This is a genomic window from Alcanivorax sp. HI0007, from assembly GCF_001635525.1.
Lineage (GTDB): Bacteria > Pseudomonadota > Gammaproteobacteria > Pseudomonadales > Alcanivoracaceae > Alcanivorax.
On sequence record NZ_LWEJ01000275.1, the window covers coordinates 1 to 15,520 of the forward strand.

General features: G+C 62.5%; 11 protein-coding genes. 7 read left to right on the plus strand and 4 right to left on the minus strand.

Annotated features, from left to right (window positions below; all coding sequences use genetic code 11):
- Positions 1 to 302: 302 nt before the first annotated feature.
- The 5 genes from A3714_RS16715 to A3714_RS16735 all read left to right on the plus strand — a co-directional run bounded on the left by A3714_RS16715 (position 303) and on the right by A3714_RS16735 (position 8,439).
- Positions 303 to 989, plus strand: coding sequence for a M24 family metallopeptidase (locus tag A3714_RS16715; RefSeq protein ID WP_063508624.1), 687 nt, complete (start codon positions 303 to 305; stop codon positions 987 to 989).
- Positions 989 to 2,734 (plus strand): SDR family oxidoreductase, encoded by a 1,746-nt coding sequence (locus A3714_RS16720; protein WP_063508623.1) that lies wholly within the window; start codon positions 989 to 991, stop codon positions 2,732 to 2,734. Before A3714_RS16715 ends, A3714_RS16720 begins: the two co-directional genes overlap by 1 nt.
- A 111-nt stretch (positions 2,735 to 2,845) precedes the next feature.
- Positions 2,846 to 3,754, plus strand: coding sequence for a MerR family transcriptional regulator (locus tag A3714_RS16725; RefSeq protein ID WP_231866182.1), 909 nt, complete (start codon positions 2,846 to 2,848; stop codon positions 3,752 to 3,754).
- 411 nt (positions 3,755 to 4,165) lie between these two features.
- Positions 4,166 to 7,255, plus strand: coding sequence for a penicillin acylase family protein (locus A3714_RS16730; RefSeq protein ID WP_063526191.1), 3,090 nt, complete (start codon positions 4,166 to 4,168; stop codon positions 7,253 to 7,255).
- Between the two features lie 203 nt (positions 7,256 to 7,458).
- On the plus strand, positions 7,459 to 8,439 hold the full coding sequence (locus A3714_RS16735) for an NADPH:quinone oxidoreductase family protein (RefSeq protein WP_063509857.1): 981 nt from the start codon (positions 7,459 to 7,461) through the stop codon (positions 8,437 to 8,439).
- A gap of 114 nt (positions 8,440 to 8,553) precedes the next feature.
- On the opposite strand, the gene A3714_RS16740 is transcribed toward A3714_RS16735, so the two are convergent.
- The 4 genes from A3714_RS16740 to A3714_RS16755 form a co-directional block, all read right to left on the minus strand.
- On the minus strand, positions 8,554 to 8,994 hold the full coding sequence (locus A3714_RS16740) for a thioesterase family protein (RefSeq protein WP_063509858.1): 441 nt from the start codon (positions 8,992 to 8,994) through the stop codon (positions 8,554 to 8,556).
- A gap of 41 nt (positions 8,995 to 9,035) precedes the next feature.
- Positions 9,036 to 9,332: a hypothetical protein gene (locus A3714_RS17810; protein ID WP_156493066.1), complete on the minus strand. Its 297-nt coding sequence runs from the start codon at positions 9,330 to 9,332 to the stop codon at positions 9,036 to 9,038.
- A gap of 17 nt (positions 9,333 to 9,349) precedes the next feature.
- Positions 9,350 to 9,793, minus strand: coding sequence for a thioesterase family protein (locus A3714_RS16750; RefSeq protein ID WP_063509860.1), 444 nt, complete (start codon positions 9,791 to 9,793; stop codon positions 9,350 to 9,352).
- A 184-nt stretch (positions 9,794 to 9,977) separates the two neighbouring features.
- Entirely contained in the window at positions 9,978 to 11,372 is a 1,395-nt protein-coding gene (locus tag A3714_RS16755) for a phospholipase D family protein (protein WP_063509861.1), read from the minus strand.
- 212 nt (positions 11,373 to 11,584) lie between these two features.
- Here A3714_RS16755 and A3714_RS16760 point away from each other — a divergent pair, with 212 nt between their 5' ends.
- Both A3714_RS16760 and A3714_RS16765 read left to right on the plus strand, forming a co-directional pair.
- A complete protein-coding gene (locus A3714_RS16760; protein WP_063509862.1) occupies positions 11,585 to 13,444 on the plus strand; it encodes a hypothetical protein in 1,860 nt (619 codons plus the stop codon).
- 66 nt (positions 13,445 to 13,510) lie between these two features.
- A complete protein-coding gene (locus A3714_RS16765) occupies positions 13,511 to 15,511 on the plus strand; it encodes a bifunctional 2',3'-cyclic-nucleotide 2'-phosphodiesterase/3'-nucleotidase (RefSeq protein WP_063509863.1) in 2,001 nt (666 codons plus the stop codon).
- Positions 15,512 to 15,520 lie beyond the last annotated feature (9 nt).

The following is a 15,520-nucleotide window of genomic DNA, read 5'->3' on the forward strand; positions in this document are numbered from 1 at the left end:
CAGGGCAAAAAGGGCTGTCAGGCCCCGTAAATGACGGGCTTGATGGCGCACTCTCATCTCCTTAGTGCCGGCTTTTTGCCGGATCAACCGCTATGTTTGAAGCATATTCAGACGCATACCCTAACAATTGGCGTCAGGAAAAATGTGAAGATCGCGCGAAAATCCTGTACCGGAATTGTCACGCGGCATTGACCCAAATGAAGCCGGGCCGTTGCAGGAATGCCAATCACACCGGTTGACCGTGACATTGCCCACTGTAATGATCAGTCTCCATTTCATAACAATATTCGGCGGAGGTGCACATGAGCGCATTCTGGACCCCGGACTCCCAGGCTCTGGCTCCCTATCTCCACAGCCAGGCGCTGGCCAACAAGTGCCTGCAGATTATTGCCGCGTCCCTGCAACCGGGGATGAGCGAACAGGACTGCGAACTGCTGATCCGCGACTGGCTGCGCGCCCATCAGGTGTTTGATCCGGCCCGCCCGCCGAAGGTGCGCTTTGCCGGACAGCCGACCCGCCGTCGCTTTGGCCTGAACAGACCGGGAAAGCGCCGCTACCGGATCGGGATGCGCTATATACTGCGTTGCGATGCGGTGCAGAACGGCCATGCCGCCAAGGCCAGCCTGAGCGGCCCCGCCAGTGCCGAGCTGGCCCCCCTGCATAGCCGCCTGCGCCAGTTCCGCGAGCAACTGCCGACGGCCCTGCGTGAGGGTGTCACCCCGCAGCAACTGGCCAGCCGCTTCCCCGGCCTCCGCCAGCATTACCGGCTGGCACCGCTCACCGGCACCCTGCCGGAGGGCAACCGCATCGATGACGCACCGCTGATCCAGGGGCTGTGGCAGTGGCAACTGACACTCAGCGATGGCCCGTACAGCGTTGCGTGCAGTGAATTTTTGCTGATGGATGACCAGGGCCCGCGCTGGCTGACCGCCACCCCGGTCCACCTGCTCGACACCAGTCATAACGACAATCAAGAGGAAGCAGCCTGATGGTGCAGTGGCACGATACAACCGTAAGCCGTGATGGCGTGAACCTGGCTGTGCGTACCTGGAGTGCGGACAAGAGCCCCACCGTAATCCTGGTGCACGGTTATCCGGACGCCAACCACGTCTGGGAAAAGGTGGCCGAACGGCTCAGCCGGCATTTCAAGGTAGTCGCCTACGACGTGCGCGGTGCCGGCAATTCTTCCGTGCCAAAAGGCCGGGCAGCCTACAAGCTGCGCGAGCTGCGTGACGATCTGCATGCGGTCATGGATGCGGTCAGCCCGAATGAAAAGGTCCATCTGGTGGGCCACGACTGGGGCTCCATCCAGACCTGGGAATCGGTCACCGACCCGGGGGCCGAGCAGCGCATTGCCTCCTACACCACCCTGTCCGGCCCCTGTCTGGACCATGTGGGCCAGTGGATGAAGGCCCGGCTGCGCGAACAGAAAATCGCCGTTGTGCTCAACCAGCTTTCCCATTCCTGGTACATCGGCGCCTTCCAGCTACCGGTGCTGGCCCCGGCCCTGTGGAAAGCCGGGCTGGCCAAGGCCTGGCCACAGGTGCTGCGTCGCACCGAGAACCTGGACAGCGAACCCAGTGCCACCCAACTGCAGGACGGCACCCATGGCATCGAACTGTATCGGGCCAACATGCTGCCCTGCCTGCTCAAGCCCCGGGAGCGGTACACCAAAGTGCCGGTGCAACTGATCGTCGCCCGTGACGACAACTACGTGCGCCCGGCCATGCTGGAAGACCTGTCCCAGTGGACCGACCGGCTGTGGCGCCGGGAGCTGGATTGCGGCCACTGGGGCCCATTACTGCAACACCCGGACGTGACCGCCGACTGGATCCGTGACTTTATTCAGCACATTGACGGCGCCCCCGCGTCCGGCCCGCTGCAACGCAGTGAGGTCACCGGCAAGCAGCGAAAAGGCCCGGACAGCGGCAAGCGAGTGGTGATCACCGGTGCCGGCTCCGGCATCGGCCGGGAAACCGCCCTGGCCTTTGCCCGCCGTGGCGCCTTGGTGGTATGCACCGATATCAACACAGAAGCTGCCGCCGCCACCGCCCGCATCATTACCGCCGAAGGGGGCAATGCCCTCAGCCGCAAGTGCGACGTGAGCAGTACCCGCTCCATGGAAGCCCTGGCCAACTGGGTGGAAAAGGAACTGGGCGCACCGGATATCGTGGTCAACAACGCCGGCATCGGCCTGTCCGGCTCGCTGCTGGATACCAGCGTGAAGGATTGGCAACAGGTGCTGGGCGTGAATCTGTGGGGCGTTATTCATGGCTCTCGCCTGTTCGCTCGCCAGATGGTTGATCAGGGCCGCGCCGGCCACATCGTCAACGTGGCCTCCGCCGCCGCCTTCATGCCCTCGCGCATGCTGCCCGCCTACGCCACCAGCAAAAGTGCCGTGCTGATGTTCAGCGAATGTCTGCGCGCCGAACTGGGCGACCATAACATCGGCGTCAGCGCCATCTGCCCGGGCATCATCGATACCCCCATCACCCGCAACACCCGTTTTGTGGGCGTGGACAACGACGAGCAGGACCGCCGTCGCCAGCACGCCCACAAGCTCTACCAGCGCCGTGCCTTCACCCCGGACCGGGTGGCCCGGGCCATTGTCGAGGCGGTGGAGAAAAACCGCGCGGTGGTCCCCGTCAGTCCGGAAGCCCGTGGCATGCAATTGCTGGGGCGCTTCACCCCGTCCCTGGCCCGCAATCTGGCCCAGGTGGAAATCAGTCCCTGACACCGGCCACCCGTTTGCAGGCGGTGATACGGACATCGCTTCCTGCAAACGCGCCGCCTTCCCCGCGATCGGCACACCGTTGAGTGAAAGCAGTCACATTTGTGGCGCGAAATGCCATCCTGCGAACGCCGCAAGCTGTGGCGCCTGTGCAAAAAGCGGGCTATCATCGCTGGCATGAAAACCAGTGACCGCAATCCCGCCGCTATCCTGCGCAGCCTGAAGAAATACACCCAGCCTGTGACCGGAGCGCTTCAGGCTGAAGCCGGCAACCACAAGGAATTTACCATCGACGAACTGGCCCGTGAGGCCAGCTCCACGGTGCGTAACGTACGGGCTTATCAGGATCGGGGCATTCTGCCGCCCCCGGAAAAACGCGGACGTACCGGTATCTATACCGATGTGCATCTGGCGCGCCTGAAGATCATTGGTGCTCTGCTGGAGCGCGGCTACACCCTGAACAATATCCGCGACCTGCTCAGCGCCTGGGAACAGGGCCGCGAGCTCAACGATATTCTCGGCCTGGAAGTGGCGGTCACCTCCTGGCAGACCCCCAGCGTGCCCTCCTACCTGGATTACCAGGACCTGCTGGATGACTTCGGCGAAGACATCACCCCGGAAGTGATGACCAAGGCTGTGAAGCTGGGTTACATCATTCCCGAGGGCATGCGCCTGCGCATTCCCTACCCGCGCATTTACAACGCCGGCAAGGAACTCAGCGAAGCCGGTGTCCCCCTGGACGCGGTGCTCACCCACGTGACCCTAGTGCGCGAGGAAGTGGACAAGCTGGCCGAGCGTTTCATCGGCATGATCATCCACCACCTGGTGGACGAGAAGTACGGTGACGAGGCCCTGCCGGAAGGCGAAGACGTGCCCAAACTGGCCGACTTTATCACCCGCATCCGCCCGCTGGCCGACGCGGTGGTCAGTGACGAGCTGGGCCGGGTACTGGAAAAGAGCATCAACAAGATTCTGGTCGACCGCCTGGCCAACGTGCTGGCGCATATCGAAAAGAATATCTGACCCCCCTCTCCGTAGGAGCGTCGCTCGCGGCGCGATAACCAAGCCTGGGTCAAAAGCATTTTCACCACAGAGGGCACAGAGCACACAGAGAAAAAGCCGTCTTTCCCTCGGTGTGCTCTGTGGCCTCTGTGGTAAATCGGTCTTTCAGATTTTGGGTTTATGCACTGCGTGCACCTAGGGGCCGCCCTGTCGGGCGTTACCTGCACTGCGTTCCGGTTCGCGCCGCCAGCGACGCTCCTACGGCAACGCCACCCCCCTCCTTTACACACCGATACATGATTAGCCGCCGGTTGGCTTTTCTTGCTGTTTTGTTGCCGGGGCTCCCTTCATACCCGCGGGAATGCCAATCTTGGGACGTTAGTGCGAATCTTGTTCGCCCTGCCAAAATAATAATGTCCCGAGGAGAGCCCCATGAAACCCGGCCTGTTACTCAGTACCCTGCTGAGCGCCAGCCTGCTTGCCGCCTGTGGCGGCGGCGGTTCCAGCAACCCGGCACCCGCCAGCAACACCCCCACACCCAGCAATCCATCGACGCCGGAAACGCCCACGGGCCCGGAACCGCGTCCTTCCAATGTCACCGCCCCCTTTGCGGATTACGGCACTGTTCTCAATATCCTGCCCCCGGGTCAGGATGATATCGGCGGGGTGGCCAACCTGGCTGCCGACATTCCCGGCCTGGGCGATCTGCTCAGTACCCTGTTCGACGACCTGGTGGCGGAAACCGGCCTGGTACCGGCCCTCAGCAAGGAGCCCCATTTCGACGACCAGCTCGGTCTCTACGATGCCCTGGTGCGCAGCGAACCCGGGCTGACCGATGACCAGCTCGGCGACTACTTCAAGGCCGCCCCACTGCTGGCGCCGGACGCGGGCAACTGGGAAAGCGAGCTGAGCCTGGATGCGGCCGGCTATCAGGTGGATATCAAGCGCGACAATTTCGGGGTGCCCCACATTTTCGGTGACTCCCGTCGCGATGCCCTGTTTGGCGTGGGCTATGTGACCGCCGCCGACCGCCTGTTCCTGCTCGACGTACTGCGTCGCGCCGGTCGTGGTGAGCTGTCCCGCTTCCTGGGCCCGGCGGACTTTGCCTTTGACGAGGACATTGCCGTCAACGCCCCCTACCGGGAAGAGGACCGCACCACCATGATCGCCAACACCATCGCCCGTTTCGGCGATGACGGCGCCCAGGTGTTCGATGATGCCACCAACTATGTGGCCGGCCTCAACCAGTACGTGGCCGACGCCCGTAGCGGGCTGCTGCAAGTGCCCGTGGAATACGTGGCCCTGGGGGTGCAACTGGAACCGTTCGTGATTGAAGACGTGGTCGCCATCGCCACCCTGATCCAGGGCATCTTCGCCGGCGGCGGCGGCAACGAGCACAACAATGTGCTGCTGCTCCAGGCCCTGGAGGCCCAGACCGGCAGCAAGGAAATCGCCTGCGACCTGTGGAAGGACCTGCGTCATGGCACCGATCCGGAATCGTCCGTGACCACCACGAAATCCTTCGCCACCCAGTCCCCCCCCACGCTGCCGGACATCTGCCCGCTCAGTGGTGAGCTGGCTGGCCAGTTCCCCGGCGCGGTGATGTTCGATGCCGGCTCCTTCCAGAGCTATGACCCGCTCAGCCATGCTCCCTGTGGCCGCCCCGGCCAGCCCGAGTGTCCGGAAGCCCTGGGCAATGTGCCCGCCCTGCCCGGCACCGGTGTGGTCGGTGGTCTGCTGGATACCGTGGGGGACCTACTCGGTGGCATCCTGTCCCTGTCCTTCCTGGACGATGGCGGCCAGGCCCTGTCACAGCAGTGGGCCAGTCTCACTCGCCAGTTGCCCGCACTCTGGACCCGGGAGCACAGCCTCAGCGAGCAACAGCAGCAACAGGCCATGCAGCGCATCGCCGCCATCGAAACCGGTATTCAGGGTCTGCGTGACGGCTTCCCCAGCGTCATGTCCAATGCCCTGCTGCTCAATGCGGAGCATTCCGCCAGCGGCCAGCCACTGGCCGTGTTCGGTCCGCAGACCAGCTATTTCGTGCCCCAGCTGCTGCTGGAAATGGCCGTCCATGGTGGCGACATCAACACCCGCGGCATGACCTTCACCGGCCTGCCCTATGTGGTCATCGGGCGCGGCCCGGACTTCGCCTGGAGCGCCACCTCCGGCAGCTCCGACCTGACCGACGTGCGCGTCGTGCAGCGCTGTGAACCGGCGGAGTCTCCGGCCCATGGTGAGGGTGGCTACCAGGTCAACGGCCAGTGCAAACCCTTCGATGTGATCGACGAGCAATGGGTGGCCCGCTGGAATCTGGCCTCTTCCACCGATCCGGAAGCAGTGGGTCAGAACGAAGCGGTCACTCGCCGGGTGATCCGCACCCAGGAATACGGCCCGGTGATCGGCTTTGCCACCGTGTCCGGCCTGCCCGTGGCGGTCACCCGCCAGCGCAGCACCTACTTCGCCGAGCTGGATACCGCCCTGCCGTTCCTGCAGGCCAGCCGCAACGATGTGCACGACGTGCAGAGTTTCTACGACGTGTTCCACAACACCACCGGCAGCTTTAACTGGTTCTATATCGATGATCGGGATATCGCCTTCTTCCATTCCGGCGACTACCCGCAACGGGCCAACGGCATCCATCCGGAGTTGCCCAGCTGGGGCAATGGCCAGTACGACTGGAACGGCTTTATCCCGCAACAGGCACACCCGCAGGAGAGCAACCCACCGCGCGGCTACCTGGCCAGCTGGAACAACCGCCCGGCCCGGGACTGGTGGGCCGCCGACGCCCATGCGCCCTATGGTTCCGCCCATCGCAACGACATCCTCGATGTGCGTCTGCAGCAACTGGTTGAGGAAGGCAGCGTGACCCGGGCGCGCATGGTGGAAGCCATGGGCGACGCCGCCACCGTAGATCTGCGCGGCCAGGAAATCGTCCCTGCCGCCCTGGCGTTGCTGGAAAGCGCGCCGGTCACCGGCGACCAGGACAGCGCCATCCGCCTGATGCAGGACTGGGTCGCCAACGGCGCCCTGCGCCGGGACCGGGACGGTGACGGCAACTACGATGAGGAAGCCGCCGTGGCCCTGATGGATGCCTGGTATCCGCTGATGATCGACATCCTGCTACCGCAGATTACCGCTGTGGAAGACGTGGATGGCCAGAACCTGTCACTGATGGGCCGCGACAACAAACCCGGTGCCGGCGGCTCCGCCTACAACAATGGCTACTACGGTTATCTGGAGCGGGTGCTGGAACAGGCCGCGGGCACCAGCGCCAGCCCCTACCGGGCCCTGCGCTGCGCCGGCAGCAATGACCTGGCCACCTGCCGCAGCGCCCTGGCCAACAGCCTCAACCAGGCCATAGCAGAACTGGGCGGCATCGCCAGCATGGACAGCTGGAACGTGGACGAAACCCAGGACCAGATCCAGCATCGCGCCATCGGCCTGGCCAGCGTGCCTGCCATCCACTGGCAGAACCGCCCCACCTTCCAGCAGGTGGTGGAGTTCACCGGGCATCGGTAAGCCCCCTCTGTAGGAGCCATGCTTGCATGGCGAACCGGCTCGCAATAGCCCATCCTCAGGGCTATTCGCCATGCGAGCATGGCTCCTACCCTTCTTTATAAGCCGCCTTTATTCCCCCCCATCCACCCCATGCATTTGTCTAATCCCCCCATCGGCGTTAGCGTCTGCTACACATAAAAAACGGAATTCCGGGAGAGCAACGCATGCGCGCGATTTTGTGTAAGGAACTGGGACCGGCGAATACGCTGGTCATCGACGACATCCCTTCCCCCGAGCCGGGCAAGGGTCAGGTCAAGGTGCGGGTAAAGGCCGCCGGCCTGAATTTCCCCGACACCCTGATCATCGAAGGCAAGTACCAGATCAAGCCGGAGCTGCCGTTTTCACCGGGCGGCGAAATGGCCGGTGAAGTGCTGGCCGTGGGCGAAGGCGTTCAGCGTTTCAAACCCGGTCAGCGGGTCATGGGCCTGACCGGCTACGGTGCCTTTGCGGAAGAAATCCTGGTGCCGGAAAACCAGCTGATCCCGGTGCCGGACGGCATGAACGACCACACCGCCGCCGCCTTCTCCATGGTCTACGGCACCAGCTACCACGCCCTCAAGCAGCGCGCCAACATCCAGCCCGGGGAAACCCTGCTGGTGCTGGGTGCCAGCGGCGGGGTGGGCCTGGCGGCCGTGGAGCTGGGCAAGGCCATGGGCGCCACCGTGATCGCCTGTGCCAGCAGTGAAGAGAAACTGGCGGTGGCCAAAGAGGCCGGCGCCGATGACCTGATCAACTACGCCGAGGAAGACCTGAAGGACGCGCTCAAACAGCGTTATCCGAAAGGCGTGGACGTGATCTACGACCCGGTGGGTGACAAGTTCACCGAAGCGGCCATTCGCAACATGGCCTGGAACGGCCGGCTGCTGATCGTCGGCTTCGCCGCCGGCGACATTCCGAAAATCCCCGCCAACCTGGCACTGCTGAAAGGCTGCTCCATTGTCGGCGTGTTCTGGGGCGCCTTCACCCAGAAAGAGCCACAGACCAACATCCAGAACATCATGGAACTGATGCAGCTCTTCAATCAGGGCAAGATCAATCCGCGCATCAGCCAGGTGTTCCCGTTCGAGGACTACGAACAGGCGCTCGCCGCGCTCACCTCACGTACCGCCAAGGGCAAAGTGGTGCTGGATGTGGCAGGCGACTGAGTCGCAGATCACACACTAGCGTTGTTGGTGTGACACCCGCGCCTGACGGTCAGGCGCGGGTACAGAAGGCCATAGCCCAAACCCTGTACCGCGCCGTGTGGTTTGAAGCAGTTGCTAGCGACCACTCTGGTCGATGACCCTCCCCGGTGCCCCGGCCAGAAACAATTCGCGCAGGTCGTCCGGCACCGGTGTCTTTTCAAAGGGTTCGTTGGTCATCATCACGTACACCGCTTGCGAAGACGCAATGGCGCGGCCATCGTCAGCGTGGAGGATCTCCGCTTCCAGGGTGAAGGAGGTATTGCCCAGTTGCTTGACTGACACAAACACGTTCAGCACATCGTCGAAGCGCGCCGAGGATTGCCACTCCAGGGTTAGCTTCACCGCCTGATTATCCAGCCCTCGTGCCTGCAACTGGCTGTACTCGCACCCCAGAGCGCGCATGAACTCCTTAATGGCAAGATCCACGTAATCCGCATAACGGGCATTGAAAACCACTTGCTGGCCATCGCATTCCTGATAGCGAACCCGAAAGCGGAAACAGAACGGCTGGGGCATAACACTCTCCAAAACTTTTCAATACAGGACGGCCGGAAGAGTCAGCGAAGCAAATAACAATGCCGGCATGGCGGCAGGAGGGTTGTAGCGTGTGGCGAACTACCGGGACAGCGAAAACCCGACGGTGTGATCACCGTCCCCTCTTCGGTAACGGCATCAACCTGCTGGCCCACTACTTCAGACGCCGCATAGTAGCCCATTTCGGCATTCAAATGCTCCGAGCACGAATCGATATTGAATGCCTCCGCCAATATCTGGCGGTGCTGCAGGATGAGGCCATTGGCTTTCAGTTCGAGAGCACTCTCGCTGCCGGGAATCTGGCGCTGAGAGATCAGCAAAGGCGTAACTCCCTTCGTTACGGGCGTCCACTCTGATCAACCACCACACCCGGTGCCCCGGCCTGTAGCTGTTCGCGCAGGCCCTCCGGCACCGGCGTTTTCGCAAACGGTTCCGTGGTCATCATCACGTACACCGCTTCCGCGCGGGCGATGGCGCGCCCTTCATCCGCATGGCGAATATCCGCTTCCAGAGTGAAGGAGGTGTTGCCCAGATGTGTGAGGGATACGAACACATCCAGCACCTCATCAAAGCGTGCCGAGGACTGCCACTCCGTGGTCAGCTTCACCACCTGGTTATCCAGCCCCTGGGCCAACAGCTGGTTGTAGTCACAGCCCATGGCGCGCATAAACTCGGTCATGGCGAGATCCACATAGTCTCCGTAGCGGGCATTGAACACTACCTGCTGGGCATCGCATTCGTTATAGCGCACCCGGAAACGGAAACAGAACGGCTGGGGCATGAATTTCTCCTATTAGGATGGGGTTAAAGGCGGTTTTGATAACGCTGTAGGAGCGCCCTTCCAGGGCGCGAACCTTGCCAGGCGCCCGATTCTTTGCGTGGAACAAAATCGGAGCGAAAGAACCGTTCGCGCCCTGGAAGGGCGCTCCTACAGGGGACCCGCAATCGGGCACAGCATGCCGGCGCTACAACATCCGCTCAATGGGCAATAGCGACAGCAACCACGCCAGCATGCGTCGCCATACGGTCACGTCGGGTTCGTTGTGGTGCACCTCCGGCCGACCGTCATGGCCATCGCCGGCCCAGGTCAGTGTTCCCTGCTCTTTATCGACCCGATAACTGTTTTCCGGCGCCAGGCCTTCTTCGATGAACGCCGCGACCTGCTGGCCCAGTTCCGCAGACGCCACGTAGTAGCCCATCTCCGTGTTCAGATGCACCGAGCGCGGATCAATATTGAACGAGCCCACGAACACCTCGCGCCGGTCCAGCACCATGGCCTTGGTGTGCAGGCTGGCCCGGGAGCGCCCCTTGAACAACCGTACCTGACGGTGCAGGGCACGGGCGTTGGCTTTCAATTCGTGCAGCTCCACACCCGCCTCCAGCAAGCCATTCCGGTACCGGGCATAGGCCCCGTGGGCGGCAATCACATCATTGGTGGCCAGGCTGTTGGTGAGCACCGCCGCGCGGCCACCCCGTTGTTTCATCTCCGCCAGTTCCGCCACAAAGGCATCGCCGGGAATAAAGTAGCTGGCCTCCATCAGCAGCTCCTGATGGTCGTCCCGGGCCAGCAGGTGGGCGAGTTGATCGCCCATCAACGTCTGCTTGACCCCGGCGGCCTTGTCCGGGCTGTCGAACAGCAACACCGCATGGGCCTGCACACACTGGCGATCCTGGGCCGTCAGGTATTCGGTGAAGAAGGCTTCGTGCTGGGGAAACAGGTAGGGATAGTTCCTCAGGGTGCGGCGCCATTGCCGCAACCACTGCCAGACTCGATCCGCCGCCGTTTCCCGGTAACGACGCAGGGTCTTCATGGGCATGGCCAGCGGGCTGTCCCAGTAGCAATCAAACGCGGCCTGGGTATCGGCAACGATGGGACCGCGGGCGTACAGGTCCAGATCACGAAAATTGGTGGACGCATTCACGCCAAAATAATGATCGGCAATATTGCGACCGCCCACAATTGCCCGTTCGCCATCCACGATCCAGGCCTTGTTATGCATGCGGTGATTCAGCAGCGGCGCATGGTGCAACCATTGCAGGAAGTGCTTGTAGCGACCATGGAAGGCGTTGAAAAGACGCACCTCGATATTGGGGTGCGCGTCCAGTGCCGCCCACTTCACATCCCGGCCCAATTGATTGGCGTGATCCAGCAGCATGCGCACTTTCACCCCCCGGCGCGCCGCTTCCAGCACCCGGTAGATCAGCAGCTTGCCGGTGGTGTCGTCATCCCAGATGTAATACTGCACATCCAGGGTTCGCCGGGCCAGACGGACCAGGGTGACACGCAGGGTGAACGCCTGGTCGCTGTCAGACACCAGCGACAGGGAGGACAGTGCCGTCGGGCTGGCCTGCGCACTCATAATGTTCCCTCTCCATTTACCCACACCGCTCCATTGCCGTTGTTATGACCCGCTCATGACCGGGCCATGATGATTGTCCTGTTTTCGCCAGTAATGCCTACCCTGCCATAAAACGAACGGCATTCACCTAAAATTCACAGGTTTTTTACGCCCGGGACTTGTCACGCCGCCACCCTCTGGACACTCCATTTTCTGCTCAGGGATGAACACTCATGAAGCACATTCTTTTCGCCGGCCTGCTGGCCGCCTCACTGGGGTCGGCCCATGCCTACCAGTGGAACTACCCCGCCCCCATCAAGACCCCCGGCGCCAACGACAACGGCAAGGTGGTGCTGTTCGACGTGTCCCACGGGGGCACCGAAGGCAACGCGGACTGGGTGATCGACGGCGCCTTTTCCGACTTCGCCGATGCGCTGGTGGCCGAAGGCTATACGGTGCAGGAATACCGGGGTGTGGACAAGAACAGCGACGGCGTTATCCAGTTTGTGGACGACTACACCACCCCAACCACCGCCAACAGCAACGCCAACGAAGCGGTCATCACTTACACCGCCATCAGTCACGCGGATGTGCTGGTACTGGCGGAAAGCAACCGTCCCTTCACCCTGGCCGAACAGCAAGCCCTGGAAGATTTTGTGGCCGCCGGCAAGGGCATTTTCTTTGTGGCCGACCATTACAACGCGGACCGCAACCTGAACACCTGGGACAGCACCGAGGTGTTCAACGGCTATAACCGCTCCACCCTGTCCCAGTTCAATGTGGGCGGCAGCTACGGCGACCTGCGTAACCCGGGCACCACCAGCGGCTGGCTGGCCCAGGAGTTCGGCATCCGCTTCCGCTTCAACGCCATCGACTGGCACAGCGGCGCCAGCGGCATCGAACCCGCCAGCCAGGTTGAGGGGCTGACCACCGGCGTAGGCCCGGTACTGATGGCCGGCGGCGCCACCCTGGCCATCACCGACCCGAACCGGGCCAAGGGCCTGGTGTATTTCTCCACCAGCGACAGCCCCAGCCGCTGGAGCCATGCTGTGGATTCTGGGCTCTACTTCGGCGGCACCGCCGAGGGCCCCTACGTGGCCATCGCCAAGTCCGGTGCCGGCAAGGCCGCCTTTATCGGCGACTCCAGCCCCATCGAAGATGCCTCACCCAAGTACAAGCGCCAGGACAACGGCAACACCAAGAGCACCTACCCGGGCTGGACCGATGCCGGCAACGCCGCCCAGCTCAGCATTAACCTGATCGACTGGCTGGCCACCCCGGAAAGCTACACCCAGTTCAACAGCAGCGCCCACCCGGCCGGCACCGCCACCCCCACTCCCATGGCCAGCGAAGAGCTGGACGACCCGGACAACGGCCAGCCCTGGAATACCCCCTCCGGCGGCTATAACCCCTGGGATGCCAGCACCTTCGACTATGGCGCCTACGGTGCCCCGAACGGCCCCGGTGGCAGCTCTGGCGGCGGGGAGGTGCTGTCCGTCAGCGAGGCCCTGGCCGAACCCACTGGCACCACCGTCACCGTGGAAGGCGTGATCACCCAGGCCATCAACGGCGAGTACGCCCTGGAAATAGAGGACAGCGCCGGCAGCGCCACCCTCTACGTGAAACTGGAAAGCCAGTACCGCAACGACTTCAGCCCCCAGAACAACCCGGCAGTGATCGGTGAAACCCTGCAGGTGAGCGGCGAGCGTGATATCTACATGGGTGAGCCCAGTATCGAGTACGTCACCGACATGCAGCTGGTGGATGGCAGTACCGGCGGCGGCAGTTGTGGCAGCAGCGGCGCGGTGTCGGTAAGCGACGCCTACGCCAGCAGCCAGGGCACCCCGCTAACCGTGGTGGGCGAAGTGATCGGTGGCGTCAACGACCCCTATGCCCTGGAGCTGGGCGACCTGAACAACAGCACCAGCGTCTACGTGAAGCTGGAATCCGACCAGCGCGCCGAATACAGCCCCGCCAACAACCCGGCCATGATCGGCCAGACCCTGGAAGTGGACGGCGTGCGCGACCTCTACATGAGTTACCCAAGCCTGGAATCGGTGAGCTCACTCACCGTGATCAGCGACTGCCCCTGACTCTTCTTGAACCCTTGCCTGGCGGCGTTCGCGCCGCCTTTCCCAACCCGACACACAGGACACATCATGAAAGCTTCACTGCGATTCCTGCTCGCCCTGTCGCTGGCCGGCGGCGCCCTGCTCAGTGGCTGCGGCGGCGATGACGACAACACCCCCGCCCAACAGGACACCAGCCCACGGGTGGATCTGCGTCTGATGGAAACCACCGACATCCACGCCAATGTGATGGACTACAACTACTACAGTGACAGCGTGGACAACGGCCATGGCCTGGTGCGCACCGCCATGCTGGTCAAACAGGCCCGCGCCGAAATCACCTACCCGGAAAATTCTGCACTGGTCGACAACGGTGACCTGATCCAGGGCAGCCCCATGGGCGACTGGCGCCAGGCGCAGGGGCTCACCAGCGGCGAGGTGCACCCGGTCTACAAGGTCATGAATGAAATGGCCTACGACGTGGGCAACTACGGCAACCACGAATTCAACTACGGCCTGGATTTCCTCGCCGAAAGCGTGGACGACGCCGCCTTCCCCTACATCAGCGCCAATGTGTTCAGCGCCGACGGCAGCACCCCGTATTTTGATCAGTACAAACTGATCACCAAAACGGTCTACGACCGGGACGGCAACCCCCACGACCTGACCCTGGGCTTTATCGGCTTCCTGCCACCGCAGATCATGCAGTGGGACAAGAAGAATCTGGAGGGCAAGGTCACCGCCAAGGACATCAAGGCCACCGCGGAGTTACTGGTGCCGCAGATGAAAGCGGAAGGCGCGGACATCATCGTCGCCATTCCCCACTCCGGCATCAACACTACCGCCTACTCGAAGGACGCCAAGGCAGAAAACAGCAGCTGGTATCTGGCGGACGTGGAAGGCATCGACGCCATCATGTTCGGCCACAGCCACCTGACGTTCCCTTCGGACAGCTTTGCCAACACCGCCAACGTGGATCTGGAAAAAGGCACCATCAAGGGGGTGCCTTCGGTCATGCCCGGCTACTGGGGCAGCCACCTGGGCATCATCGACCTGACCCTGGCACTCAATGAGGATGGCGAAAGCTGGACCGTGGTAAACAGCCAGGTGGAAGCCCGGGCCCTGGACCCGGAAGGCGAGGCAGATGCCGCACTGACCGCCCTGGTGAAACCCGACCACGACGCCACCCTGGACTACATGGGCCAGGTGATCGGCGAATCCACTGACGACATCTTCAGTTTCCTGGCGGTGGTGAAGGACGATCCGTCCATCCAGATCGTCAGCGATGCCCAGAAAGCCTATGTAGAAGACGCCATTGTCGGCACCGAGCTGGATGGCCTGCCGGTATTATCCGCCGCCGCCCCGTTCAAGGCCTGTGACCGTGACGGGGTCTGCGCCGAGGAAAGCAGCTTTACTGTGGTCCCCGCTGGCGAGCTGCAAGTGAAGAACATCGCCGACCTGTACCTCTACCCGAACACCCTGATGGCAGTGAAGGTAACCGGGGCCGAACTGGAACAATGGCTGGAATGTTCTGCTTCACAGTTCTTCCAGATCACCGACACCGCCGACCGCCAGGAATTGGTGGATTTCAGTGGCTTCCCCACCTACAACTTCGATGTCATCGACGGCGTCAGCTACCAGATCGATGTGACCGAACCGGCCCGCTACGATCGTGACTGCGTCAAGATCAGCGACGGCAGCCGCATCGTTGACCTGCAGTTCGAAGGTGCCGCCATCGACCCGGCCCAGGAATTTCTCATCGCCAGCAACAACTACCGTGCTACCGGCGGCCACTTTGCCGGCACCGGTGGCGACCATGTGGTGATCGAATCTCCGGACGAAAACCGCCAGGTGGTCGGCAACTACATCCAGGCCAACAGCCCGGTAACCCCCACCGCCGACAACAACTGGTCCTTCGCACCGATCCTGGGTTATAGCAGTGATCTGCAAATCGTCTTCCGGGTACCCAACACCGACCGCGCCAAGAACTTCGTGGCCGACGCGGTCGCCGGCGCCAGTGGCAGCTTCATGGCCACCCTGCTGGATGACAGCGGCAACGAAGCTATCTACGAGTTGAACCTGCAGCCCTGATCAATCGGA